Below are 24,319 nucleotides of genomic sequence, written 5' to 3'. Positions count from 1 at the left end.
GAACGGCACCGGGCAATTTGTCTTACTTGCTAATCTGCGCGTGCATTTCCTGCACCGAAATCACCTTCTCGGTGGCGTCCGCGTTCAGCGCCATGGCCGTCGCGAAACCGCCGTTCAGGGTGGTGTCGTAGTGCACTTTGTACTGCAGCGCGCTGCGGCGAATCAGCTTGGAGTCTTCAATCGCCTGGCGGCCTGCGGTGGTGTTGATGATGTAGGTGTATTCGCCATTCTTGATACGATCCTGAATGTGCGGACGACCTTCATGCACCTTGTTCACCAGACGCGGGTTGATGCCGGCTTCGCCCAACACAATCGCCGTACCGTGGGTTGCATCCAGTTCGAAGCCCTGTTTCAGCAGCTTGGCGGCCAGGTCAACCACGCGCTCTTTGTCACCTTCACGAACGGAGAGCAGCGCACGGCCCGATTTTCTCATGGTGGAGCTACTGCCCAGCTGCGCCTTCGCGAACGCTTCTGCGAAGGTGCGGCCCACGCCCATCACTTCCCCGGTAGAGCGCATTTCTGGCCCTAACAGCGGGTCAACGCCCGGGAATTTGTTGAACGGCAGCACCACTTCTTTCACCGAGTAGTACGGTGGGATGATCTCTTTTGTCACGCCCTGCTGAGCCAGCGTCTGGCCTGCCATCACGCGTGCCGCCACTTTCGCCAGCGGAATACCAGTGGCTTTGGAGACGAACGGTACGGTACGTGCCGCACGCGGGTTCACTTCAATCAGGTAAACTTCGTTGTCTTTTACCGCGAACTGAACGTTCATCAGGCCGCGGACCTGCAGTTCGAAGGCCAGCTTTTGCACCTGCTGACGCATCACGTCCTGAATTTCCTGGCTCAGCGTGTACGCTGGCAGAGAGCAGGCGGAGTCGCCGGAGTGTACGCCCGCCTGCTCGATGTGCTCCATGATGCCGCCAATCAGCACCATTTCGCCATCGCAGATGGCGTCCACGTCCACTTCTACCGCGTCGTCGAGGAAGCGGTCGAGCAGCACAGGCGCATCGTTGGAGACGCTCACCGCGGTCTGGAAGTAGCGGCGCAGGTCGGCTTCGTCATAAACGATTTCCATCGCGCGGCCGCCCAGTACGTAGGAAGGACGTACCACCAGCGGGTAGCCAATCTCTTTCGCCTTCTCGACAGCCTGTTCGATAGCGGTCACGGTGGCGTTCGCAGGCTGTTTCAGCTTCAGACGGTCAACCGCCTGCTGGAAACGCTCGCGGTCTTCCGCACGGTCAATCGCATCCGGACTGGTGCCGATAACCGGCACGCCTGCCGCTTCCAGCGCGCGCGCCAGCTTCAGCGGGGTCTGGCCGCCGTACTGCACGATAACGCCTTTTGGCTTCTCAATGCGCACGATTTCCAGCACGTCTTCCAGGGTAACCGGCTCGAAGTAGAGACGGTCAGAAGTGTCGTAGTCGGTGGAGACGGTTTCCGGGTTACAGTTGACCATGATGGTCTCGTAACCGTCTTCGCGCAGCGCCAGCGAGGCGTGTACACAGCAGTAGTCAAACTCGATGCCCTGGCCGATACGGTTTGGGCCGCCACCCAGCACCATAATCTTGTCGCGGTCGACGGACGGATTCGCTTCGCACTCGTCTTCATAGGTGGAGTACATGTAAGCGGTGTCGGTGGAAAACTCTGCCGCACAGGTGTCCACGCGCTTGTAAACCGGGTGCAGGTCATACTGGTCGCGCAGCTTACGGATTTCCGCTTCGCGCACGCCCGCCAGCTTAGCCAGACGCGCGTCGGCGAAGCCTTTACGCTTCAGCATGCGCAGGAAGTCTGCGTCCAGTCCGTTGATGCCCAGCTCTGCCACTTTCTCTTCCAGACGCACCAGCTCTTCAATCTGCACCAGGAACCAGCGGTCGATGTTGGTCAGGTTGAACACGCCGTCGACGGACAGGCCAGCACGGAAGGCATCGGCGATGTACCAGATGCGCTCCGCGCCCGCGTCTTTCAGCTCGCGGCGGATTTTGGTCAGCGCTTCCGGGTCGTCCAGGCTCACTTTCGGGTCAAAGCCGGTCGCGCCCACTTCGAGGCCGCGCAGCGCTTTCTGCAGGGATTCCTGCTGCGTGCGACCAATCGCCATCACTTCACCGACGGATTTCATCTGGGTGGTCAGACGGTCGTTCGCGCCTGCGAACTTCTCGAAGTTAAAGCGAGGAATTTTAGTCACAACGTAGTCGATGGACGGTTCGAAGGACGCAGGGGTGCGGCCACCAGTGATGTCGTTCATCAGCTCGTCGAGGGTATAACCCACCGCCAGCTTCGCCGCCACTTTCGCAATCGGGAAGCCGGTCGCTTTGGAGGCCAGCGCGGAGGAGCGGGAGACGCGCGGGTTCATTTCGATAACAATCAGACGGCCGGTTTTCGGGTTAACGGAGAACTGCACGTTAGAGCCGCCGGTTTCCACGCCGATTTCACGCAGTACCGCCATCGAGGCGTTACGCATGATTTGATACTCTTTGTCGGTCAGCGTCTGGGCTGGCGCAACGGTGATGGAATCACCGGTGTGGATACCCATCGCATCGAAGTTTTCGATGGAGCAGACGATGATGCAGTTGTCGTTTTTATCACGCACCACTTCCATCTCGTACTCTTTCCAGCCAATCAGCGATTCATCAATCAGCAGCTCTTTGGTTGGGGAAAGGTCCAGACCGCGTTCGCAAATCTCTTCGAACTCTTCGCGGTTGTAGGCAATACCGCCGCCGGTGCCGCCCATGGTGAAGGAAGGACGGATGATGCATGGATAACCCACTTCAGCCGCAACGGCCAGCGCCTCTTCCATGTTGTGCGCAATACCGGAACGCGCGGTGTCGAGGCCGATTTTCTTCATCGCCACGTCGAAGCGGCGACGGTCTTCTGCTTTATCAATCGCGTCGGCGGTCGCACCAATCATGGTCACGCCGAACTCGGCCAGCACGCCCTGACGCTCAAGCTCCAGCGCACAGTTCAGCGCCGTCTGGCCGCCCATGGTTGGCAGGACCGCGTCCGGACGCTCTTTCTCGATGATTTTACGCACCACTTCCCAGTGAATCGGCTCGATGTAGGTTGCATCGGCCATTTCCGGGTCGGTCATGATGGTTGCCGGGTTAGAGTTCACCAGAATAACGCGGTAGCCCTCTTCACGCAGGGCTTTACACGCCTGCGCGCCGGAGTAGTCGAATTCACAGGCCTGGCCGATGACAATCGGGCCAGCGCCAAGGATCAGGATGCTTTTTATGTCTGTACGTTTTGGCATGGTCTTCTCGGCTCCTGATTATTTAGCGGTCTTACGGTATTGCTCGATAAGTTCGATGAAGTGATCGAACAGCGGCGCGGCGTCGTGCGGGCCCGGGCTGGCTTCCGGATGACCCTGGAAGCTGAATGCTGGCTTATCGGTGCGATGAATCCCCTGCAGGGTGCCATCGAACAGCGACTTATGGGTCACGCGCAGGTTAGCCGGCATTGAGGCTTCATCGACGGCAAAGCCGTGGTTCTGCGCGGTGATCATTACCGTGTTGTTATCGATGTCTTTCACCGGGTGGTTACCACCGTGGTGGCCGAACTTCATCTTAACGGTGTTCGCACCGCTCGCCAGCGCCAGCAGCTGATGGCCGAGGCAGATGCCGAATACCGGGATGTCGGTTTCCAGGAAGGACTTAATGGCGGCGATGGCGTAATCGCACGGTGCCGGGTCGCCAGGACCGTTGGACAGGAAAATACCGTCCGGATTCATCTTCAATACGTCTTCGGCAGAGGTCTGAGCCGGCACCACCGTCAGGCGGCAGCCGCGGTCAACCAGCATGCGCAGAATGTTGCGCTTGGCGCCAAAATCGTAGGCCACCACGTGGAACGGCAGCTCGCTCTCTTTTTTCGCTTCCGGCAGGTCGCCTTCCAGCGTCCAGCTACCCTGCGTCCAGCTGTAGGCTTCCGCGGTCGTCACTTCTTTCGCCAGGTCCATGCCGTTCAGGCCCGGGAAGGCTTTCGCTTTTTCCAGCGCCAGCGTCGCATCGAGGTTATCACCGGCGATGATGCAGCCGTTCTGCGCACCCTTCTCGCGCAGCAGACGCGTTAACTTACGGGTATCGATATCGGCAATCGCCACGATGTTATGGCGCTTCAGGTAAGAAGAGAGGTCTTCGGTATTGCGGAAGTTGCTGGCAATCAGCGGCAGGTCGCGAATGACCAGGCCTTGCGCATGTACCTGAGAAGATTCTTCGTCAGCCGCGTTGGTGCCGACATTGCCGATATGAGGATAAGTAAGAGTAACGATTTGGCGAGAATAGGAAGGATCAGTGAGGATTTCTTGATAACCGGTCATTGAAGTATTGAAAACGACTTCCCCAACCGCCGAACCCGTTGCCCCTATGGCCCGACCGATAAACTGGGTTCCGTCTTCCAGAACCAATAGCGCTGACTTAATCAAAACACCCTCCAGAGAATATTCACTCACTTTATTTGCATATTAATGCATAACCGTGTCATGGATCAATGCAAATGTGTTGCCAGCGGATTTTTGGCAAACGGCGGCATTCTGGAGATTTGGTGGGTAAAAGTCAACTTAAAACGGATATTTTGTTTAGTCTTTTACAGGCCTGGCGAGAGGAATGCGGCTTAAGCGACAAAAAGATCAGGTAAATCACTGCGGAAAACGCTTGCGCGCCTGGTTTAATAAAAAATAAGAGGATGGAGCATTATAAAGTGGACCAAATGGTCAAAATTTACATTTCTGCAACGTTAAAACGCAGCAATAGATAGATTTTTATAGGCTTATAGCCTGATTCATATTGAAACAGTCAAAAATAAAAGGGCAATAAAATATTGCCCTATGCAATCAAACAATTACGACTGCAATAACCACATCACGATGGGTAATAATGCTTACAAATTGTTGAGATCCAGCACATCTCGCATATCAAAAAGTCCATCTTTCTTGTTTTTAAGCCACAAAGCGGAACGTACCGCGCCGTTGGCAAAGGTCATGCGGCTTGAGGCTTTATGAGTAATCTCCACGCGTTCACCAATATCGGCGAACATCGCCGTATGTTCGCCGACGATGTCACCCGCACGTACCGTTGCGAAACCAATAGTGCCCGGTACGCGTTCGCCGGTGTGACCTTCGCGGGCATAGACCGCGCAGTCTTTTAAATCTTTATCGAGTGCATGAGCAATCGCCTCGCCCATCGCAAGCGCCGTGCCTGACGGCGCATCAACCTTGTAGCGGTGGTGGGCTTCGACAATTTCAATATCGGTATAGTCGCCCATGACCTTCGCTGCTTTCTCCAGCAGCTTGAGCATGACGTTAACGCCCACGCTAAAGTTCGCCGCGAAGACAATCGCAATCTCTTTTGATGCGTCCTGGATGGCCTGTTTACCCGCGTCGTCAAAACCGGTGGTGCCGATCACCATCCCCTTGCCGTGCTGGCGGCAAAATGCCAGATGCGTCAACGTACCTTCCGGGCGGGTAAAGTCGATAAACACATCGAAGTCATCTTTAACCGCATCCAGGCTGCTCTGGACGGTAACGCCCGTCTTTCCTGCGCCCGCCAGTTCACCTGCGTCGGCCCCCAAAAGCGATGAGCCTTCGCGCTCCAGCGCCGCGCCCAGCGCTACGCCATCCATCTGAAGTGCCGCCTGAATCAGCTGACGGCCCATACGTCCACCCGCGCCCGCAATGGCGACACGGATCTGTGCATCATGCATAGTTATTCTCTTACGTTAAAATGATGTAAATCGTTTTCAGATTAACCAGCCTTCGCGGAGGCTGCCAACTGAAAACACCAATAATTAGAATTTAACGTGAAACCGACTTAAATATCAGTAAAAGACATGATTTTGTGGTCACGATAAAGTACGGGACAAAAAAAAGGCCAGCACATGAGATGCTGGCCTTTTCGCTGTTTAGGGGTTATTCCACTTCGCGGGCGTCGATACGCAGCTCTTTCGGCACTTCGAAGACGATATTCTCTTCGCGTCCTTCCAGCGGAACCGCTTCGCCACCGCCCAGCTCCTGCAGACGGGTTATCACGTTCTGCACCAGGATATCCGGCGCGGAAGCGCCTGCGGTAACGCCAACGCAGACCGCATTTTTAACCCACGCTTCCTGGATGTCCGCCGCGTCGTCGATCAGGAACGCCGCTTTACCCATGCGCTGCGCCAGTTCGGCCAGACGGTTGGAGTTAGACGAGTTTTTGGAGCCGACCACCAGCACCACGTCCGCCTGTTCAGCCAGCGCGCGCACCGCTTCCTGACGGTTGGTGGTCGCGTAGCAGATGTCATCCTTACGCGGCCCGACGATTTTCGGGAAGCGCTGGCGCAGGGCGTCAATCACATCCGAGGTATCATCAACCGAGAGCGTCGTCTGGGTCATAAACGACAGACGGGCGTCATTTTTCACGTTCAGCGTAAAGACATCTTCCGGCGACTCAACCAGATACATTCCCCCTTCCGGATTGCTGTACTGGCCCATGGTGCCTTCGACTTCCGGATGACCCGCATGGCCAATCAGAATCGACTCTTCACCGCGACGGCTGGCGCGCGCCACTTCCATATGCACTTTCGTCACTAATGGGCAGGTTGCGTCGAAAACGGTTAAATCGCGGCTTTTCGCTTCGTTACGCACCGCCTGAGAGACGCCGTGCGCGGAGAAGATCAGGATCGCACCGTCCGGCACTTCGCTGATCTGCTCGATGAAAATAGCGCCGCGCTCGCGCAGGCTGTCCACCACGTATCGGTTATGCACCACTTCGTGACGCACGTAAATTGGCGCGCCGTAAATCTCCAGCGCGTTTTCAACAATGCTGATAGCGCGGTCTACACCGGCGCAGAAGCCGCGCGGGTTAGCCAACAGGATCTGCATTTCAGGCCTCCAGTGCCGGATCGATCTCCAGCACTTCAACATCAAAATGAACGGTACGCCCGGCAAGCGGATGGTTGAAGTCAACGGTGATAGAGTCGCCGTTAATCTCGCGGATCACGCCAGGCATTTCGCTGCCGTCCATAGCGGTAAAGAGCATAATCGCCCCGATTTCCGGTTCGCCCGCGTCCATAAACTCGCGGCGCGAGAAATACTGGATCAGGTCCGGGCTTGGCACGCCAAACGCGGCATCCGGCTCCAGCGAGAACGCTTTTTTCTCCCCCTCTTTCAGGCCCAGGAGCTGCTGCTCAAGACCTTCAGACAGGGAGGTATCGCCGAGACGAAACAGGGCAGGTTTGCCGTTATTGCGGGTGGATTCGGCGGTGGAGCCGTCATCCAGCTTCAGCGTGAAGTGAACGAGAACCGCGCTGTTGCTCTGTACGGATTTAGACATGCAAATTGCTCGCTTGTTTTGCCCGGTGGCATTACACCACCGGGCGAGTGTGTTACGCCTGCTCTTTCGCGGCCGGTTTAGGCAAGAAGCCTTCCAGCACGATTAACGCCGCACCGATGCAAATTGCAGTATCGGCCAGGTTAAAGGTCGCGAAGTGCCAGTCGCCGACGTAGAAGTCGATCATATCGACCACAAAGCCGTGCCACAGGCGGTCAAACAGGTTGCCGAGCGCGCCGCCAATGATCAGCGCGTAGGCAATGTTATTCAGCTTTTGCGTGGCCTTTGAGCGGTACATCAGCACGGCCAGCACCACGCAGATACCGAGAGCGATACCCGCAAAGAACCAGCGCTGCCAGCCACCGCTGTCGGCAAGGAAGCTAAACGCCGCGCCGTAGTTGCGTGCATAGTGCAGGTTAAGCGACGGGAACAGCGAAACCGTCTCCCCCAGAGCAAAATTCTGGAGGATCAGGAACTTGCTGCCCAGATCGATAATCAGCACCACCACAACCAGCCACAGCCAGCGCAGTCCTGTTGAACAGAGAGTTTTACTCATCAGGCAAACTTACGTTTTTCGCCGTCACCGGCGACGTTGCTTACACAGCGTCCGCAGATGTCTGCGTGTTCCGCCACCTGGCCGATATCGGTAGTGTAATGCCAGCAGCGCGGGCACTTCTCACCTTCGGCTTTGCTCAGCGCGACTTTCAGCCCTTTGAGCAGCTCGCTCTGCTGCGCATCAGCAGAAGCCTCGGCATAATCCGCAACTTTTGCTCCGGAGGTCAACAGGACAAATCGCAATTCATCGCCCAGCGCGGTCAGCTTCGCCGCCAGCTCAGGTTCGGCGTACAGAGTCACTGCCGCTTCCAGAGAGCCACCAACTTTCTTGTCAGCACGCGCCTGCTCGATCACCTTGTTCACTTCGCCACGCACTTTCAGCAGCTCGTCCCAGAAGGCATCGTTCATTGCTTCGGTGCTGGAGAGATCGAACAGACCTTCATACCACTCGCCGGTGAAGACATATTTCTCACGGTCGCCAGGCAGATAGCCCCAGATTTCATCTGCGGTGAAGGACATGATCGGTGCCATCCAGCGCACCAGCGCTTCTGCGATGTGGAACAGCGCGGACTGGCAGCTACGGCGCGCCACGCTGTCCGCCTTCGCGGTGTACTGGCGGTCTTTGATGATGTCGAGGTAGAACGAGCCCATCTCGATGGAGCAGAAGCGCATCAGGCGCTGCACCACTTCGTGGAAGTCGTAGGACTCATACGCCTTAACGATGTCTTCCTGCGCCGCTTTCGCGCAGCCTACCGCCCAGCGGTCCAGCACGACCATCTCTTCCGGTTTCACCATGTCTTTCACCGGATCAAAACCGTTCAGGTTCGCCAGCAGGAAGCGCGCGGTGTTACGGATACGACGATAGCTGTCAGCAGCACGCTTCAGGATCTCGTCAGATACAGCCATTTCGCCGGTGTAGTCGGTAGAGGCTACCCACAGGCGCAGGATATCCGCGCCCAGCTTGTTCATCACGTCCTGCGGAGAAACGGTGTTACCGATGGATTTGGACATCTTACGGCCCTGTCCATCCACGGTGAAGCCGTGAGTCAGTACCTGACGGTAAGGCGCTTTACCCTTCATCGCGGTGGAGATCATCAAAGATGACATGAACCAGCCGCGGTGTTGGTCAGAGCCTTCCAGATACATATCGGCAGCGTGGCCGGCAAACTCCGGACGCACATCGACCACGGAGGCGTGAGTAGACCCGGAGTCGAACCACACGTCCAGGGTATCCGGCACTTTCTCGTAGTTGTCTGCGTCCGCGCCCAGGATGTCACGGGCGTCGAGATCCCACCACGCCTGAATGCCGTCAACTTCAACGCGCTTCGCCACTTCTTCCATCAGTTCCAGGGTGTTCGGATGCAGTTCCTGCGTCTCTTTATGTACAAACAGAGACATCGGCACGCCCCAGGTACGCTGACGGGAGATACACCAGTCAGGACGGTTAGCCACCATGGATTCGATACGCGCCTGGCCCCAGTCCGGGATCCACTGCACGCCTTTGATCTCTTTCAGAGACTGCTCGCGCAGGCCTTTCTGATCCATGCTAACGAACCACTGCGGGGTCGCACGGAAGATGATTGGCGTCTTGTGACGCCAGCAGCACGGATAGCTGTGCTGCATTTTCTCAACGTGCAGCAGCGCGCCGCTGGTGCGCAGCATGTCAACGATAATGTCGTTCGCTTTGAAGACGTTGATGCCGTCCAGCGCCGGATAGGTGCCAGGCAGGTAAGAACCGTCCGGGCCAACCGGATTGGCGATTTCAAGACCGTACTTCAGGCTGATGTTGTAGTCGTCAGGACCGTGGCCACCGGCGGTATGTACCGCACCGGTACCCGCGTCCAGCGTCACGTGGTCGCCCAGGATCGCCGGAACGTCGAAGTCCAGGAACGGGTGTTTGAAGCGCATCAGCTCCAGCGCGTCGCCTTTTACGGTACCCAGCACGGTGTAGTCGGTGATATTCGCGCGTTTCAGCACGCTTTCAACCAGATCTTTTGCCAGGATAACCGCGCGGCCATCAATCTGCACCAGCGCGTATTCAAACTCGCCGGAGAGCGAGATTGCACGGTTGGCTGGCAGCGTCCATGGGGTAGTGGTCCAGATCACCAGAGAGATCGGGCCGCTAACGCCAGGCAGACCGAATTTACCTTTAATGGCATCCTGATCGACCGCTTCGAAGGCCACATCGATAGAAGGTGAAGTTTTGTCGTAATACTCCACTTCCGCTTCTGCCAGCGCAGAGCGGCAGTCCACGCACCAGTGCACCGGCTTCGCGCCTTTGTGCAGGTGACCGTTACCGATGATTTTGCCCAGCGCACGGATGATGTTGGCTTCGGTTTTGAAGTCCATGGTCAGGTACGGGTGCGACCAGTCGCCCAGCACGCCCAGACGGATAAAGTCAGCGCGCTGGCCTTCAACCTGGGTGGCAGCGTATTCGCGGCACTTCGCGCGGAACTCTGCAGCGGTAAACTTCTCGCCAGGCTTGCCAAACTCTTGCTCCACTTTCAGCTCAATGGGCAGACCGTGGCAGTCCCAGCCCGGAACGTAAGGCGAGTCATATCCCGCGAGTCCTTTGGACTTCACGATAATGTCTTTCAGAATCTTGTTTACAGAGTGACCAATATGAATGCTGCCATTCGCATATGGAGGGCCATCATGCAGAATGAAGGATTTTTTGCCTTTTTTGGCTGCACGAATGATGCCGTACAGGTCATCATCGGTCCAACGCGCCAGCATTCCCGGTTCGCGCTTGGCGAGATCGCCGCGCATAGGGAACCCTGTTTCCGGCAAATTCAGGGTTGATTTATAGTCACTCATCAGATTCTCGGTTCCGTATTTATCACGTAGGCAGTTAAGCCGGTTCTATAGCCCAAAATACTCGCGGGCCGTCAATTCATCTCGCGCGATTTGCGCCTTAAGTTCATCCAGCGAAGCAAATCGCTGCTCGTTGCGTATTTTTTTACGCAGTATCACATCTATATGGCGACCATAAAGGTCCATTACAACGTCCAGCAGGTGCACTTCTAGCTGTTGACGCACACCAGCAACGGTCGGACGCGTGCCAATGTTGGCAACGCCGTAAAACGGCTTATCGCCAAGTCCTGCTACTTCCACCGCATAGACCCCTTTAACCGGGGAAACCTGACGACGCAGCGGTATATTCGCCGTCGGGAAACCTATCGTGCGGCCCAGCGCGTCGCCATGGACCACGCGGCCAGAGATGGTAAATGGATGTCCCAGCAGAGTTTCTGCCGTCTCCAGTTCATCATTAGCCAGCGCCTGACGCACCGCCGTGCTGCTGACGCGCACGCCGCCTTCACAGAAGGTCATCGCGCTGGTGACGTCAAAACCGTACTCCAGACCAGCCTTCTGTAATAGCAAGAAATCGCCCTGACGACCAGCGCCGAAGCGGAAATCATCCCCCACGGCGAGAAACTGTACGCCAAGACGCTTAACCAGCAGGTCGCTGACGAAATTTTGTGCTGTTAGTGCGGCAAAGCGACGATCAAAACGCACGCACAATACGTAGTCCACGCCGGACTCTGCCAGGTAGCGCAACTTTTCGCGCAGGCGAGTGAGGCGGGCGGGAGATTTATCGCCCGCGAACAGCTCCAGCGGCTGTGGCTCGAAAATCATCACCACAACGGGCAGGCCACGGGCCTCCCCTTCTTTACGCAATCCCTGCAACAGCGCCTGATGACCACGATGCACGCCGTCGAAATTACCAATAGTCAGCACGCACCCGTGTGGGGCTCTGCTGAGATTATGTATGCCGCGTATCAGCTTCATGTCTGGCTCAAAACAGTGAAAATCGCCAAAGTATACCTTGTACAGCGGTTAAGGTTAACCGGCGATTGTTCGCGCAAAACAGAAAGCCGTAATGATTTCATCAGGCTGACCTTTCACAGCGAAAAAATCTGCCCGTGAACTGCGATTTTTACGCCGAAAGGCTGTATTCACGAAAGACAAGCTGGTAGAATCCTGCGCCATCACTACGTAACGTAGCGTCGCTAATTAACGGCGCTTATTTGCACAAATCCATTGACAAAAGAAGGCAAAGAGGGCATATTCCTCGGCCTTTGAATTGTCCACATAGAACATATTTGGGAGTTGGACTTGGCTAATATCAAATCAGCTAAGAAACGTGCCGTTCAGTCTGAAAAGGCTCGTAAGCACAACGCAAGCCGTCGCTCTATGATGCGTACTTTCATCAAGAAAGTATACGCAGCAATCGAAGCTGGCGACAAAGCTGCAGCGCAGAACGCATTTAACGAAATGCAACCAATCGTGGATCGTCAGGCTGCTAAAGGTCTGATCCACAAAAACAAAGCAGCGCGTCATAAAGCAAACCTGACCGCGCAGATCAACAAACTGGCTTAATCGCCACTTGTTGTTGCTTGTTTAAAGAACCCGCTTAACGCGGGTTTTTTTATGTCTTCAGAACGCCGGTGGCGTAAATAGCGCCGAGTAGTCACGGTTGCAGATTCGCTGCACCGCCGGATGCTGAATCATCCTTTCGGCGAAAATGGCGTGGTACTCTTCCATCACGTTATCTACCCTGCCAATCTCCGTAATCTTATCGTCTGAATAGAGATCGTGCGCATAGAGCGTTGGTGCCACGAAGATCGCATTATGCGCTTCGCCGAAGGCTTTCATCAGCGCAGCATCGTCAAACTCACCGAGGATCTCCACGTTCAGCCCCTGTGAGTTAAACCAGTTCAGCAGCTTGCGTCCCAGCATGGAACGCCTTCCCGGCACCAGCAGGCGACGCTCTTCGAGACAGGCCGGGAAAGGTTTCTCCGGCGGCGGATTGATGCACCAGAAGCTCACGCCGCATTCGCCAATTTTCACTGAGAACAGCCCCTCCTGCTGTGTGGAGTCGATGGGGCAGTCCGAGATAATCATGTCCAGCTTATGCTGGCTCAGCTGCTCCAGCAGCATCTCGTGGGTGGATTCAAAGCAGCGCAGGTGGATTTGTTCATCTTCTACCACAGCGGCATCCAGCACGCCGCTTACCAGCCGTTTGGAGAGCGCATCCGCCACGCCCACGTCAAAGAGCAGGTTCGACTCTTTGCGGTAGTTGACGATATCCAGCATCTCCTGGCTCAGGGTGAACATTTTGTCCGCATAGCGGAAAACCAGTTCACCCAGCTCGCTCGGCTCAATCCCACGGCCCTTTCGCTTGAAGAGCTTACCCTGCAGACGTTCTTCCAGGGCTTTAATTTGCCCGGTGATGGTTTGCGGCGTCAGGTAAAGCGCCTCTGCGGCCCCCACGACCGAGCCCTGTTTATAGACGTGCCAGAAGTAGTACAGATGGTTGTAATTTAAATGAGACATCGCGTCTTCTCTCCCTGAGTGTGTATCGGGAGAAGGATCGCCTCCTCCCGGTGTTCCGCTATGCCTGGACGGCCTGTCCGGACAACTTCACCTTCAACAAGGTATACCCAATCACTGCGGCCAGTAATGACCCGATGAGAATGCCGAGCTTCGCCCAGACGATGAGCTCAGGCGCGTTTGCGCCAAACGCCAGCGTCGAGATAAAGATCGACATGGTAAATCCAATGCCGCACAGCACGCCGACGGCCATAATCTGACCAAAGCTTGTACCGTTCGGCAACGACGCCAGCTTCATCTTCAGCGCCAGCCAGCAGAAGAGGCTGATCCCCAGCGGCTTACCGATAAACAGCCCGGCAATAATGCCCAGCGGCAGGACAGACGTCAGCCCGTCCAGCGTAACGCCCTGCAGGGAAACGCCCGCGTTGGCAAACGCAAACAGCGGCAGGATCATAAAGGCGACCCACGGATGTAGTACGTGTTCCAGCTGTTTAGCGGGAGACTTTCCGTCCTGCGGCTTAAGCGGCACGAAGAAGCCGACAATCACGCCTGCCAGCGTGGCGTGCACGCCGGATTTCAGCACCGCCGTCCACAGCACCATCCCCACCAGAATATAGATACCGATGCGGCGAACATTGAAGATGTTCAGCAGCGCCAGCACTGCAATCGCCCCGGCGGCCACGCTCAGGGACAGGATCGACAGATCGCTGGTGTAGAACAGCGCGATAATCACAATGGCGCCCAGGTCATCAATAATCGCCAGCGCCATCAGGAAGATTTTCAGCGCAACCGGAACGCGGCTACCGAGCAGGGCTAAGACACCGAGCGCAAAGGCGATATCCGTTGCGGCCGGGATAGCCCAGCCGTCACGCGCGACAGGATCCTGCCAGGTAAATGCGAGAAAGAGCAGCGCCGGAACGACCATCCCGCCAATGGCAGCGATCACCGGAAACGCCGCGCGCTGGCGGCTGGCGAGCGAGCCGAGCACCAGCTCGCGCTTAACTTCCAGTCCTACCAACAGGAAGAACACCGCCATCAGCGCATCGTTGATCCACAGCAGCATGTTCTTGTTAATTTCCAGCGCCCCGACCTTCAGCTCGACGGGAGTTTCCAGAAATGCGTGATAGAGATCGCGGGTCATGCCCAGGTTAGCCAGCCCCATCGCGGCCGCCGCGGCAATAATCAGGATCACACCACCGGACGCCTCACTGCTAAAGAAACGGTGTAGTAATTTCATTTATGTTCTCTCTTTTACAACAATACCTCGATAAAACCATAATACCAAGCCAAATAGCTCGGCAAAAACAGATTAATATTGAGTATAGACTCAGTTTTACCGATCAATATCGGCAAATAAAAAAGCCCGGAATCGCTTCCGGGCTTTTTGAAGATGAACACCAGCTAACGAACTAGCGGGTCAAATCATCGAAGAATTTTTTGACGCCATCAAAGAAGCTTTTGGAGCGCGGGCTGTTTTTCTCACCCGTTGGGCCGCCAAAGCTCTCCTGAAGCTCTTTCAACAGCTGTTTCTGCTTGTCGTTCAGGCCAACCGGCGTTTCCACGACGACGCGGCACAGCAGGTCGCCCTGAGCACCACCGCGAACGGATTTCACGCCTTTGCCGCGCATGCGGAACAGCTTGCCGGTCTGGGTTTCGCCAGGGATTTTCAGATTGACGCGACCGTCCAGCGTCGGCACTTCGATTTCACCGCCGAGAGCCGCCATCGCGAAGTTGATCGGCACTTCACAGTACAGGTTGTTGCCTTCACGCTCGAAGATGGCGTGCTGTTTCACCTGTACCTGAACGTACAGATCGCCTGCCGGCGCGCCGTGCTCGCCTGCTTCGCCTTCACCCGCCAGACGGATGCGGTCGCCCGTATCAACGCCAGCCGGGATCTTAACGGACAGGGTCTTGGTTTTCTCAACGCGACCGTGGCCGTGACACTTGGTGCACGGATCTTTAATCAGCGTACCGCGACCGTGACAGTGCGGACAGGCCTGCTGTACCGCGAAGAAGCCCTGACGCATCTGTACCTGGCCGGAGCCGTGACAGGTTGGACAAGTCTGTGGCTGGGTACCCGCCTTCGCGCCGCTGCCGTGGCAAACATCACACTCTTCCAGCGTCGGAATACGGATCTCTTTCGTGACGCCACGAACGGCCTCTTCAAGAGTGAGATCCATGTTGTAGCGCAGGTCTGCGCCGCGCGCCGCGCGCTGACGACCACGACCGCCGCCAAAGATATCGCCGAACACATCGCCAAAGATGTCGCTGAAATCCGCACCGCCGCCAAAGCCGCCACCACCGAATCCACCGCCGCCCATGCCGCCCTGTTCAAAGGCTGCGTGGCCGTACTGGTCATAGGCCGCACGTTTTTGTGCATCGGTCAGGACTTCGTAGGCTTCTTTGATCTCTTTAAATTTTGCTTCAGCCTCTTTGTCACCCTGGTTACGGTCCGGGTGGAATTTCATGGCCAGGCGCTTATACGCCTTTTTGATTTCACGCTCTTCCGCAGTTTTCGGAACGCCTAAAATCTCGTAATAGTCTTGCTTTGCCATTGGTTTTTTTAAGCCCCTTAACATGCGAGCACGGGCGTGGAGAGTTCTCCTACGCCCGTGCCGATTAATTACCCTGCATCAGGGCGATTATTTTTTGTCTTTAACTTCTTCGAACTCAGCGTCGACAACGTCGTCGTCTTTCGCGTTGTTCGCAGAAGCGTCAGCGCCCGCCTGCTGCTGTGCGTGCTGCTGCTGAGCGATTTCCATCAGCTTCTGGGAAGCCTGTGCCAGCTCCTGCATCTTCGCTTCGATATCCGCTTTGTCTTCGCCTTTCAGAGACGTTTCCAGCGCGCTCAGTGCAGCTTCGATAGCAGTTTTATCTTCCGCTGGCAGTTTATCGCCCGCTTCTTCAACCTGCTTACGGGTGCTGTGCAGCAGATGGTCACCCTGGTTACGGGTCTGAACCAGCTCTTCGAACTTACGGTCGGATTCCGCGTTAGCTTCGGCATCACGAACCATTTTTTCGATTTCCGCTTCGTTCAGGCCAGAAGATGCCTTGATGGTGATCTTCTGCTCTTTACCGCTGTTTTTATCTTTCGCAGACACGTGCAGGATACCGTCAGCATCGATATCGAAGGTGACTTCGATCTGCGGCATGCCGCGCGGTGCCGGGTTAATACCATCCAGGTTGAACTGACCCAGAGATTTGTTATCAGACGCACGCTTACGCTCACCCTGCAGCACATGGATGGTTACCGCAGACTGGTTGTCTTCAGCGGTAGAGAACACCTGGCTGTGCTTGGTTGGGATGGTGGTGTTTTTGTTGATGAGCGCAGTCATCACACCGCCCATGGTTTCGATACCCAGAGACAGCGGGGTAACGTCCAGCAGCAGTACATCTTTCACTTCACCGGTCAGAACGCCGCCCTGAACCGCAGCACCGATAGCAACTGCTTCGTCCGGGTTCACGTCTTTACGTGGCTCTTTACCAAAGAATTCAGCCACTTTCTTCTGAACCATTGGCATACGAGTCTGACCGCCCACCAGGATAACGTCCTGGATATCAGATACAGACAGGCCAGCATCCTGCAGTGCAACTTTCAGCGGCTCGATAGAACGGTTCACCAGGTCTTCTACCAGGCTTTCCAGTTTCGCACGGGTCACTTTGATGTTCATGTGTTTAGGACCGGTCGCGTCTGCAGTGATGTACGGCAGGTTCACGTCAGTCTGCTGAGCGGAAGACAGTTCGATCTTCGCTTTCTCAGCGGCTTCTTTCAGGCGCTGCATTGCCAGCGGATCGTTACGCAGGTCAATGCCCTGATCTTTCTTGAACTCGTCAACGAGGTAGTTGATCAGACGGGTATCGAAGTCTTCACCACCCAGGTGGGTATCACCGTTGGTTGCCAGAACTTCGAAGGTTTTTTCGCCGTCAACTTCGTCGATTTCGATAATAGAGATATCGAAGGTACCACCACCCAGGTCGTAAACCGCGATAGTACGGTTGCCGACTTCTTTATCCAGACCGTAAGCCAGCGCAGCCGCGGTTGGTTCGTTGATGATACGTTTTACTTCCAGACCTGCGATACGGCCAGCATCTTTAGTTGCCTGACGCTGCGCATCGTTGAAGTAAGCAGGAACGGTAATAACAGCTTCAGTTACCGGCTCACCCAGATAATCTTCAGCGGTTTTCTTCATTTTTTTCAGCACTTCAGCAGAAATCTGCGGTGGTGCCGTTTTGGTGCCTTTCACATCAAGCCACGCATCGCCGTTATCTGCCGCGATGATTTTGTAAGGCATGATAGAAACGTCACGCTGAACTTCTTCGTCCTGGAAGCGGCGGCCAATCAGGCGTTTGATCGCAAACAGGGTGTTTTGCGGGTTTGTCACTGCCTGACGTTTAGCCGGCTGACCAACCAGAGTTTCACCATCCTGGGTATAAGCAATGATAGAAGGCGTGGTGCGATCGCCCTCGGCGTTCTCCAGCACGCGTGCAGTAGTGCCGTCCATAATCGCTACACAAGAGTTGGTAGTACCCAGGTCGATACCAATAATTTTACCCATCTAAACGTCTCCACTAAAAATTCAGTCAACATGTGGTTGTGTACCTGTAATAAGGGCAGAACGTGCTTTTTCAACTACCCAGATTTGATTTTTTTCAGGTCCACACACTGCGGTTGACTACAAGATGGGGTCGCGACGGCATCCATCAAGGGGGAACGATAAAAAAAATTTTAATTTCACCCTGATGAGATCATAGACGGCGTCGATGCCGCCCATTATGATGCCGCGCCCCGTCAGGGAGAATTGACGCGGGTTTAACCATTTCACCATATTAATGATGATTTTTTTGAGGACTTATGGGCAACACTAAGTTGGCTAATCCGGCTCCGCTGGGCCTGATGGGTTTTGGCATGACCACCATTCTGCTGAACCTGCACAACATCGGGATGTTCCCGATGGACGGCATTATCCTGGCGATGGGCATTTTTTACGGCGGTATCGCGCAAATCTTCGCGGGCCTGCTGGAATATAAGAAAGGCAACACCTTCGGCTTAACCGCCTTCACCTCTTACGGCTCGTTCTGGCTGACCCTGGTCGCCATCCTGATGATGCCTAAAATGGGCCTGGCAGACGCGGCAAACGCCCACTTCCTGGGCGTCTACCTGGGCCTGTGGGGCGTCTTCACCCTGTTCATGTTCTTCGGCACCCTGAAAGGCAACCGCGCACTGCAGTTCGTCTTCCTGAGCCTGACCGTGCTGTTCGCCCTGCTGGCGATTGGCCACCTGGCGGATAACGAAGGCATCGTTCACGTAGCAGGCTGGATTGGCCTGGTGTGCGGCGCAAGCGCTATTTACCTGGCAATGGGTGAAGTGCTGAACGAACAGTTTGACCGCACCATTCTACCGATTGGTGAAAAACACTGATCCCTCTGTCGTGCCCGCCTCGCGGGCACGATACTCTCCCGCCTGACGAAGCCAAACGCCTAATCCCAGCCCCATCAGCGAGAGCGCGAGTACATACCAGGCAGGCGCCATCGGCGACACCCCCATCATCACCGTGACCACTATCGGCGTCAGCCCGCCGAAAATGGCATACGCGACGTTATAAGAGAACGAGATCCCGGTGAAGCGAACCTCCGGCGGGAAGGCGCGCACCATGACGTAAGGCACAGCACCCACTACGCCCACGCACAGCCCCACGATACCGTACAGCAGGAACAGCTGTTCAGGATGAGTGCCCGCCAGATGGTAGAACGCCCAGCTCGACGCGGCCAGTAGCAGGCTGCCGACAATAAAAGTCAGGCTGGCACCGAAACGATCCGCCGCCAGCCCAGCGGCCAGACAGCCAAAGCAGAGCATGATTGTCGCGATACTGTTCGCCTGTAAGGTCACGGCAGGGGCGAAACCGTACTGTTTCTGCAGCCACACCGGCGACATCAAAATCACCACCACAATGCCCGCCGACAGCAGCCAGGTGAGCAGCATCGACACCACCACCGCTTTTTTATGACGCACCACGACGGCTTTGACCGGCAGCTCCTGCGCCAGCGCCTTGCGCTGCTGCATTTCGAGGAAAATAGGCGTCTCCTGCAGCCAGCGGCGCAGGTACATTGCCACCAGGCCAAACGCCCCACCCAGCAGGAACGGAATACGCCAGCCCCAGTCGTGCACGGCCTGCTGCGTCATGCTGGTGTTGACTATCGTCGCCACCACCGACCCCAGCAGGATCCCGACGGTCAGCCCCGCCGTTAACGTTCCGCAGGCGATACCGATGCGGCGGGCAGGAACGTGCTCCGCCACAAACACCCAGGCCCCCGGCACTTCCCCGCCGATAGCCGCGCCCTGGAGAATGCGCATTAGCAGCAGCAATAGTGGGGCGAGAATGCCCATTGAGGCATAAGTTGGCAGCAGGCCAATGGCCAGCGTCGGCACCGCCATCAGCAGGATGCTCAGGGTAAACATCTTCTTACGCCCGACAAGATCGCCAAAGTGGGCCATGATGATGCCGCCCAGCGGACGCGCCAGATACCCGGCAGCAAAAATGCCGAAGGTTTGTACCTGACGCAGCCATTCCGGAATATCCGCCGGGAAGAAGAGCGCCCCCACCACGGCGGCGAAGAAAACAAAGATGATGAAGTCGTAAAACTCCAGCGCGCCGCCTAAGGCGGCGAGCGTGAGGGTTTTGTAGTCCTGTCGATTCAGAGGTCGGGTGTTATGTGACATAGCGAACCATTGTGCATGTGTTGTGGATAATTTTTTACAGTAATCGTAAAGAAAAAATTACTATATCGTAAATCCATTTACACGCTACTGCGGCTGGCGCTAATGTCACATTTTAGTTAATTTCAGGAGATTGTCTCGCGGCGTGCGCTTTTAGGACGAAATGCTGCTACCACTTTGTCGTCAGTTTCCACGTACGGCCCGTCAAGCAACTGTATACAATACGGTACACTTGCAAATATGCCGTGCACAATGACGCTGCCGTCCTCGGCTTTTAATCCTTCCAGCGTCTCTTTGATCGACTTCGGCTGTCCCGGCAGGTTCAGAATCAGCGCCTGCTTGCGGATCACCCCCACCTGCCGGGAAAGGATCGCCGTCGGGACAAAGTGTAGACTGATCTGGCGCATCTGTTCACCGAAGCCCGGCATTTCACGATCGGCGATAGCCAGCGTCGCGTCTGGCGTCACATCCCGGCGCGCGGGGCCGGTTCCGCCCGTGGTCAGCACAAGGTGACAGCTCATCTCATCCACCAGCTCACACAAGGTCTGCTCGATGATCGGTTGTTCGTCGGGGATAAGGCGAGTCTGGATCTCAAACGGGGTGGTCAGCGCACTCGCCAGCCACGCTTCCAGAGCGGGGATGCCTTTATCCTGGTAAACGCCGCTGGAGGCGCGGTCAGAAATCGACACTAAGCCGATGCGTAAGGTATTCATATCCATTCCATTCAAAAAGTACTGATTAAAGGGAATGATACACGCAGAGGGAAAATTCAGACAGGGATCAGAAGAAGACGCGTGACCGGGAGCCCGGTCACGCAGAATGATTACAGCAGGTCGCCGATCATTTTTTCCAGTTTTTCCTGGTCAACAGCAAACTTACGGATACCGTCCGCCAGTTTGTCTACGGCCATTGGATCCTGGTTGTGCTGCCACAGGAACTCAGATTCAGTGATGCGCTCTGGGCGTGCTTTCACTTCACCGGTGTAGGACAGTTTACGCTCCAGGGTACCTTCGCTCTCTGCCAGCTCTTTCAGCAGCGCAGGCGCGATGGTCAGGCGGTCACAGCCAGCCAGCTCGATGATTTCACCGACGTTACGGAAGCTTGCGCCCATAACCACAGTCTCATAGCCATGCTGTTTGTAGTATTCGTAGATTTCAGTCACAGAAATCACGCCTGGATCTTCAGCCGGTGCGTACTCTTTCTTATCGGTGTTGGCTTTGTACCAGTCCAGAATACGGCCCACGAACGGAGAAATCAGGTACACGCCTGCTTCCGCACACGCACGTGCCTGTGCGAAGGAGAACAGCAGGGTCAGGTTACAGTTGATGCCTTCTTTTTCCAGCTGCTCAGCAGCGCGAATGCCCTGCCAGGTCGACGCCAGTTTGATCAGGATACGGTCATTGCTGATACCCGCATCGTTGTACAGTTTGATCAGGCGTTTTGCTTTCGCGATTGACGCTTCGGTGTCGTAGGAGAGACGTGCATCCACTTCGGTAGAGATACGGCCCGGAACCAGCTTCAGAATTTCCAGACCGATGTTCACTGCCAGTTTATCAGTAGCATCCACAACCTGCTGCGCGCGGTCATTGCTCTGTGCTTTCGCCCAGGTCACAGCCTCGTCAATCAGTTTGCGATACTCAGGGATCTGTGCGGCGTTAAGGATCAGAGAAGGGTTAGTTGTGGCATCCTGCGGCTGGTACAGCTTCATTGCCGCGATATCTCCGGTGTCAGCTACGACAGTGGTGAACTGACGAAGGGAGGTCAATTTATCCGTCATGATAGTGTTTCTCTTTTAACGTGCCCTGGATAATTCACGCTACCGACAGCATGCCTGCAGCGGAAAAATGACAGGTTTACTTGTTAGGGGGATGTAACCGGTCTGCCCTGATGATAACACGACGGAGGGGTAGCGCAACCGCAGACAGTGCGCTTAGGCAGAGTATGATAAACTCAGAATATTAACAGGCTGCTAAGCAACAGCATGCCCAATCAGTGGTAGCGCTTACATATTCACATTGGCATCAACAAGAGGGACGTTAATGCCTGATTTCTTTTTCTTTATTAACGAAGTCCTCTGGGGTTCGATAATGATCTACCTGCTTCTGGGAGCAGGTATCTGGTTTACGCTACGCAGTGGGTTTATCCAGTTTCGTTATATCCGCAAGTTTGGCAGAAGTCTGAAAAACAGCGTCACGCCCCAGCCGGGGGGATTAACGTCGTTCCAGGTGCTCTGTACCAGCCTGGCGGCACGCCTTGGCAGCGGTAATCTGGCGGGCGTTGCGCTGGCCATCAGCGCCGGTGGGCCAGGCGCGGTGTTCTGGATGTGGGTCACGGCGCTTCTCGGAATGGCTACCTCTTTTGCCGAAAGCTCACTGGCGCAGCTTTACAAAGAGAAAGACAGAAACGGGCAGTTTCGCGGCGGTCCGGCCTGGTATATGGCGCGTGGCTTAGGAATGCGATGGATGGGCGTTCTGTTCTCGCTTTTTTTACTTCTCGCGTACGGCCTAATCTTTAATACCGTGCAGTCAAACTCCGTCGCCCATGCCCTGCGCTATACCTTCTCCTGCCCGGAGTGGATCACCGGCATCGTTTTAGCCCTCTTTGTGTTGCTCACCATTTCTGCCGGCATCAAAGGCGTCGCCCGTCTGATGCAGTGGCTGGTTCCCATCATGGCGCTGCTCTGGGTTGCCGCGAGTCTGGTCGTCGCTGCGCTGCATGCCGACCAGGTTCCGGGCGTGATTGCGACCATCTTTAAAAGCGCCTTTGGCTGGCGCGAGGTCGCGTCTGGCGCCCTGGGTTACACCCTGAGCCAGGCGCTGATGGCAGGTTTTCAGCGAGGTATGTTCTCCAATGAAGCCGGAATGGGCTCCACTCCCAACGCCGCCGCGGCCGCCTCTTCCTGGCCGCCACACCCGGCAGCACAGGGTATCGTGCAGATGATAGGCGTTTTTATGGATACCGTTATTATCTGTTCCGCCAGCGCCATGATCCTCCTGCTGGCCGGCCCGGTACCCCATACCTCGGACGCCGTCGGGATCCAATTTCTCCAGCAGGCGCTGGTGAATCTTACCGGAGGCTGGGGGGCAGGATTTGTCTCGCTCATTCTGATGCTATTCGCCTTCAGCTCGATTGTGGTGAATTACCTGTACGCCGAAAACAACCTCATCTTCCTGAAATTCGACTCTCGTCCGGCCATCCTCTTGCTTCGCCTGGGCGTGATACTGATGGTGATCGCGGGCTCCCTTCTGAATATGCCGCTGGTCTGGCAGTTGGCTGATGTCATTATGGCGCTAATGGCAATCACTAACCTGACGGCGATCCTGCTGCTCTCGCCCGTTGTGAACCTTATTGCCAGGGATTATCTGCGCCAGCGCAAGTTGGGCGTCCCCCCGGTTTTTGATGCCGCACGCTATCCCGAAATTCAGTCACAACTCGCCCCCGGCACCTGGGATGATTTGCCCCGGCGATAACAGCTATCGATCAATTCAGGGCGATTTTTTGTTAAAGTCGCTCTAAATTTCCTGCAAGGACTGGATATGCTGATTCTGATTTCACCTGCAAAAACGCTCGACTACCAGAGCCCGCTCGCCACCGAGCGTTATACCCAGCCAGAACTGCTGGACTACTCGCAACAGCTGATCCGCGAAGCGCGTAAGCTCTCGGCGCCGCAAATCGCCTCGCTGATGAGCATCAGCGACAAGCTGGCAGACCTTAACGCGACCCGATTCCATGAGTGGCACCCGGATTTCACCCCCGCCAACGCGCGCCAGGCGCTCCTGGCGTTTAAGGGCGATGTCTACACCGGCCTGCAGGCGGAAGATTTTAGCGAAGCCGACTTTGATTTTGCCCAGCAGCATCTGCGCATGCTGTCGGGTCTGTATGGCGTGCTGCGCCCGCTGGATCTGATGCAGCCATATCGTCTGGAGATGGGGATTCGCCTGGAAAACGCCAAAGGCAAAGACCTGTACCATTTCTGGGGAGACATCATCACCGACAAGCTGAACGCGGCGCTGCACGCTCAGGGCGATAACGTGGTGGTTAACCTGGCATCCGATGAGTACTACAAGTCGGTGAAACCGAAAAAGCTGAACGCGGAGATCGTTAAGCCGGTCTTCCTTGATGAGAAGAACGGCAAGTTCAAGGTCATCAGCTTCTACGCCAAAAAAGCGCGTGGCCTGATGAGCCGCTACATCATTCAGAACCGCCTGACGAAGCCGGAGCAGCTGACCGGGTTTAACAGTGAAGGGTATTTCTTTGACGAAGAGGCGTCGGGGAAAGGCGAACTGGTGTTTAAGCGTCACGAGCAGTAAAACACAACCCCGCCTGCTGGCGGGGTTTTGCGTTAATGGTGTTTCCAGTCCGGTCCCGGACGGTGGTCGCGGTCGTTGCAGGCCCGGTAAGGCGTAGCCGCCACCGGGCA

The 24,319-nt window shown here is 55.9% G+C and carries 19 protein-coding genes and 1 pseudogene; 4 read left to right on the top strand and 16 right to left on the bottom strand.

Annotation, left to right across the window (positions count from 1 at the left end; translation table 11 throughout):
• Nucleotides 1–22: 22 nt before the first annotated feature.
• The 9 genes and pseudogenes from carB to HBM95_03515 all read right to left on the bottom strand — a co-directional run bounded on the left by carB (nucleotide 23) and on the right by HBM95_03515 (nucleotide 11,865).
• The gene (gene carB, locus HBM95_03555) at nucleotides 23–3,247 is read right to left on the bottom strand and encodes a carbamoyl-phosphate synthase large subunit (GenBank protein ID NIH42015.1); all 3,225 of its coding nucleotides are present in this window, start codon (nucleotides 3,245–3,247) and stop codon (nucleotides 23–25) included.
• A gap of 18 nt (nucleotides 3,248–3,265) precedes the next feature.
• Complete coding sequence (gene carA / locus HBM95_03550; GenBank protein NIH42014.1) at nucleotides 3,266–4,414, bottom strand: glutamine-hydrolyzing carbamoyl-phosphate synthase small subunit; 1,149 nt, start codon at nucleotides 4,412–4,414, stop codon at nucleotides 3,266–3,268.
• A 455-nt stretch (nucleotides 4,415–4,869) separates the two neighbouring features.
• Nucleotides 4,870–5,691 carry a 4-hydroxy-tetrahydrodipicolinate reductase gene (gene dapB, locus HBM95_03545; GenBank protein ID NIH42013.1) on the bottom strand — a complete coding sequence of 274 codons (822 nt, stop codon included), beginning with the start codon at nucleotides 5,689–5,691 and terminating at the stop codon, nucleotides 4,870–4,872.
• Nucleotides 5,692–5,896: 205 nt separating this feature from the next.
• Nucleotides 5,897–6,847, bottom strand: a complete 951-nt coding sequence (gene ispH / locus HBM95_03540) for a 4-hydroxy-3-methylbut-2-enyl diphosphate reductase (GenBank protein NIH42012.1) — start codon at nucleotides 6,845–6,847, stop codon at nucleotides 5,897–5,899.
• A gap of 1 nt (nucleotide 6,848) precedes the next feature.
• The gene (fkpB, locus tag HBM95_03535) at nucleotides 6,849–7,298 is read right to left on the bottom strand and encodes an FKBP-type peptidyl-prolyl cis-trans isomerase (GenBank protein ID NIH42011.1); all 450 of its coding nucleotides are present in this window, start codon (nucleotides 7,296–7,298) and stop codon (nucleotides 6,849–6,851) included.
• 52 nt (nucleotides 7,299–7,350) lie between these two features.
• Nucleotides 7,351–7,851 (bottom strand): lipoprotein signal peptidase, encoded by a 501-nt coding sequence (gene lspA, locus HBM95_03530; protein ID NIH42010.1) that lies wholly within the window; start codon nucleotides 7,849–7,851, stop codon nucleotides 7,351–7,353.
• Nucleotides 7,851–10,667, bottom strand: coding sequence for an isoleucine--tRNA ligase (gene ileS / locus HBM95_03525; GenBank protein NIH42009.1), 2,817 nt, complete (start codon nucleotides 10,665–10,667; stop codon nucleotides 7,851–7,853). Before ileS ends, lspA begins: the two co-directional genes overlap by 1 nt.
• A 45-nt stretch (nucleotides 10,668–10,712) precedes the next feature.
• Nucleotides 10,713–11,639, bottom strand: a complete 927-nt coding sequence (gene ribF / locus HBM95_03520; GenBank protein NIH42008.1) for a bifunctional riboflavin kinase/FAD synthetase — start codon at nucleotides 11,637–11,639, stop codon at nucleotides 10,713–10,715.
• Between the two features lie 7 nt (nucleotides 11,640–11,646).
• Nucleotides 11,647–11,865 (bottom strand): annotated as a pseudogene (locus tag HBM95_03515) (DUF2575 family protein).
• 101 nt (nucleotides 11,866–11,966) lie between these two features.
• On the opposite strand from HBM95_03515, the gene rpsT reads away from it, so the two are divergent.
• Nucleotides 11,967–12,230 (top strand): 30S ribosomal protein S20, encoded by a 264-nt coding sequence (gene rpsT / locus HBM95_03510; protein ID NIH42007.1) that lies wholly within the window; start codon nucleotides 11,967–11,969, stop codon nucleotides 12,228–12,230.
• A 57-nt stretch (nucleotides 12,231–12,287) separates the two neighbouring features.
• Here the strand turns inward: rpsT and nhaR are convergent, their stop codons facing one another.
• The 4 genes from nhaR to dnaK form a co-directional block, all read right to left on the bottom strand.
• Nucleotides 12,288–13,187: a transcriptional activator NhaR gene (gene nhaR, locus HBM95_03505; GenBank protein NIH42006.1), complete on the bottom strand. Its 900-nt coding sequence runs from the start codon at nucleotides 13,185–13,187 to the stop codon at nucleotides 12,288–12,290.
• A 58-nt stretch (nucleotides 13,188–13,245) separates the two neighbouring features.
• A complete protein-coding gene (gene nhaA / locus HBM95_03500; protein NIH42005.1) occupies nucleotides 13,246–14,421 on the bottom strand; it encodes a Na+/H+ antiporter NhaA in 1,176 nt (391 codons plus the stop codon).
• A 172-nt stretch (nucleotides 14,422–14,593) separates the two neighbouring features.
• On the bottom strand, nucleotides 14,594–15,739 hold the full coding sequence (gene dnaJ / locus HBM95_03495) for a molecular chaperone DnaJ (GenBank protein NIH42004.1): 1,146 nt from the start codon (nucleotides 15,737–15,739) through the stop codon (nucleotides 14,594–14,596).
• Between the two features lie 87 nt (nucleotides 15,740–15,826).
• Nucleotides 15,827–17,740, bottom strand: a complete 1,914-nt coding sequence (dnaK, locus tag HBM95_03490; protein NIH42003.1) for a molecular chaperone DnaK — start codon at nucleotides 17,738–17,740, stop codon at nucleotides 15,827–15,829.
• A 296-nt stretch (nucleotides 17,741–18,036) separates the two neighbouring features.
• Between dnaK and satP the strand changes: the two genes are divergently transcribed.
• Nucleotides 18,037–18,603 carry an acetate uptake transporter gene (gene satP / locus HBM95_03485; GenBank protein ID NIH42002.1) on the top strand — a complete coding sequence of 189 codons (567 nt, stop codon included), beginning with the start codon at nucleotides 18,037–18,039 and terminating at the stop codon, nucleotides 18,601–18,603.
• Here satP and HBM95_03480 read toward each other — a convergent pair.
• The 3 genes from HBM95_03480 to tal form a co-directional block, all read right to left on the bottom strand.
• Nucleotides 18,580–19,902, bottom strand: coding sequence for an MHS family MFS transporter (locus HBM95_03480; protein NIH42001.1), 1,323 nt, complete (start codon nucleotides 19,900–19,902; stop codon nucleotides 18,580–18,582). The genes satP and HBM95_03480 overlap by 24 nt on opposite strands.
• A gap of 122 nt (nucleotides 19,903–20,024) precedes the next feature.
• On the bottom strand, nucleotides 20,025–20,612 hold the full coding sequence (gene mog / locus HBM95_03475) for a molybdopterin adenylyltransferase (GenBank protein NIH42000.1): 588 nt from the start codon (nucleotides 20,610–20,612) through the stop codon (nucleotides 20,025–20,027).
• Between the two features lie 110 nt (nucleotides 20,613–20,722).
• Nucleotides 20,723–21,676, bottom strand: a complete 954-nt coding sequence (tal, locus tag HBM95_03470) for a transaldolase (protein ID NIH41999.1) — start codon at nucleotides 21,674–21,676, stop codon at nucleotides 20,723–20,725.
• A gap of 262 nt (nucleotides 21,677–21,938) precedes the next feature.
• Between tal and HBM95_03465 the strand changes: the two genes are divergently transcribed.
• Both HBM95_03465 and yaaA read left to right on the top strand, forming a co-directional pair.
• Nucleotides 21,939–23,369: a sodium:alanine symporter family protein gene (locus HBM95_03465; protein NIH41998.1), complete on the top strand. Its 1,431-nt coding sequence runs from the start codon at nucleotides 21,939–21,941 to the stop codon at nucleotides 23,367–23,369.
• Nucleotides 23,370–23,435: 66 nt separating this feature from the next.
• Nucleotides 23,436–24,209, top strand: a complete 774-nt coding sequence (gene yaaA / locus HBM95_03460) for a peroxide stress protein YaaA (protein NIH41997.1) — start codon at nucleotides 23,436–23,438, stop codon at nucleotides 24,207–24,209.
• Nucleotides 24,210–24,319: the final 110 nt, after the last annotated feature.

This window comes from Enterobacter asburiae (assembly GCA_011754535.1).
Taxonomy (GTDB): Bacteria; Pseudomonadota; Gammaproteobacteria; order Enterobacterales; family Enterobacteriaceae; genus Enterobacter; species Enterobacter cloacae_N.
The sequence above is the reverse complement of the archived record's forward strand: the minus strand, read 5'-3'. Positions and strand labels throughout refer to the sequence as shown.